We start from the raw sequence: 2,132 nt of genomic DNA on the forward strand, positions 1-2,132 counted from the left end.
ATTGGCGCCATCGCGGCGAAATGCGTACGCAAGGCGCCGGTGGATGTACTCGTCGTGCGCGAGGATGCTCAGGGGCCGTTCAAGAGGATCGTCACCTGCGTTGATTTTTCCGAGAACTCCGCGAAGGCCGTTCAGTGTGCCCTGCATCTGGCGCAGGAAGACAGCGCTTCGCTCGACTGCCTGTACGTTTATCAGAGTGCGCTTGCCATGTCGCTGGACTACGGCGGGTTTGCCCCCTCGCTTCCGACCAACATTGATCCTGAGACGGTGGAGAATTTGCGCAAAGATCTGGACGCCTTTCTCGAACCGCTCACGCGTGAATCAGGCAACGTCACCGTGACCGGACTCATCAAGGAGCGCGTGAACATTCGCGAAGCCATTCTTGATCATGTGACTGAGGTTAAGGCCGACATGGTCGTCCTCGGCACGCGGGGGAAGACGGGTCTGCGCGAATTGCTGATCGGCACGACCGCGGAGAAAATCGTGCAGAACGCTCCCTGCTCGATTCTGGCGGTGAAACCGGACGGCTTCATCACCGCCGCAGACTGAGAACTTGCGATGCCCGCGAAGAAATCCGCCGAACCCAGTCTCACCGAGCTCAAGCATGCGTTGCAGGTCAGTGAGCAGCGTGCTGCGGCCATCGTCGAGACGGCCGTCAACGCCATCATCACGATCGACGAAAACTGCGTCATCGAGACTGCGAATTCGGCCACGGAACGCCTTTTCGGCTACCAGCGCAGTGAAATCATCGGTCAAAACATCCACATCCTCATGCCTCAGCCTTATCGGGATCGGCACGACGGATATGTGGCGAAGTATCTTAAAACTGGGCAAAAGCGCATCATCGGTATCGGTCGCGAGGCGGTGGCGCAGAGGAAGGACGGCTCCGTCTTTCCGATCGATCTTTCCGTGGGGGAAGCCGTTCTGCCGAGCGGTCGCCGGATTTTTACCGGCATCATTCGCGACCTCACGGAGCGCAAGGAACTGGAGAAACGGATCCTTCACATCAGTGAAGAGGAGCAGGCACGCATCGGTCAGGACATTCATGATGACCTCTGCCAGCAGCTCGCCGCGATTGGCTGCTTGGTGAAGGTCGCACAAAAGAATCTCGCCGCCATCGGCTGCCCCGAATCTGAAAGCCTGCAAGAAGTCGTCCGGCTGATTTCCAAGGCCAACACCTGTGCACGCGAGACATCACGCGGACTCATGCCCGTGGTGCTGGATGTCGGCGGCCTGATGGCGGCTCTCGAGGAACTGGCGACCAGCACCGCGCGAGCCTACGAGGTCGCCTGCGACTTCCGCTATGACAACCCGGTGAACATTGCCGACAATGACATGGCTGTGCAGCTTTTCCGCATTGCGCAGGAGGCGGTCTCCAACGCCGTCAAGCATGGCCAGGCGCGCCGCGTTGAGATTCGTCTCATCCGTCAGAGTGGCCGGGTTGTGCTGACCATACGCGATGATGGTGTTGGCATTCCTGACAAACCAGCGAAAGGCACAGGAATGGGACTCTTGACCATGAGCCATCGCGCTCAAATGATGGGAGGCACCCTTAGCGTCACTCCGCGTCCCAATGGGGGCACCCAGGTCCTATGCAGCGTTCCCGCACCAGCAAAGAATCCGTAAAGAATGTCGTCCTTGTCGATGACCACCCCATCATGCGCCACGGATTGGCGCAACTCATTCGAGGCGAGCCCGGTCTCGAGGTGAGTGGCGAGGCGGGCAGCGCGCGCGAGGGACTCGATGTTGTCGGGAAACTGAAGCCTGATCTCGTCATCATTGATCTCACGCTGCCCGACAAGAACGGCTTGGAGCTTGTGAAGGACATTCGTGCGGCGCATCCCGCCACGCAGTGTCTTGTACTGTCCATGCACGACGAGACGCTCTACGGTGAGCGTTCCCTTCGTGCCGGCGCGCGCGGTTATGTGATGAAGGAGGAAGCGGCCGATCACCTCATCGCCGCGATTCAAAAAATCCTCGGTGGCGGACTCTATGTCAGTGAAACGCTGAACGCGCGCATGCTGGAGCAGGTTTCCGGCGCATCACGTTCGAAGCCCACTGGCATGGATGCATTGACGGATCGCGAGTTGGAGATTCTTACTCTTGTCGGTAAAGGCGTTGCCACAAAGAAC

3 protein-coding genes are annotated in these 2,132 nt (G+C 59.1%); all 3 read left to right on the forward strand.

Annotated elements, in window-relative coordinates; translation table 11 throughout:
- On the forward strand, nucleotides 1-549 hold a 549-nt coding region (locus KDL09_RS22105; protein WP_294390024.1), incomplete at its 5' end, for a universal stress protein.
- 9 nt (nucleotides 550-558) lie between these two features.
- Nucleotides 559-1,626, forward strand: coding sequence for a PAS domain S-box protein (locus KDL09_RS22110; protein WP_294390026.1), 1,068 nt, complete (start codon nucleotides 559-561; stop codon nucleotides 1,624-1,626).
- A partial coding sequence (locus KDL09_RS22115) for a response regulator transcription factor (protein WP_294390029.1) occupies nucleotides 1,593-2,132 on the forward strand: 540 nt, incomplete at its 3' end. The genes KDL09_RS22110 and KDL09_RS22115, both read left to right, overlap by 34 nt.

Origin of the sequence: Prosthecobacter sp. (assembly GCF_020439865.1) — a bacterium.
Classification (GTDB): Bacteria; Verrucomicrobiota; Verrucomicrobiia; order Verrucomicrobiales; family Verrucomicrobiaceae; genus Prosthecobacter.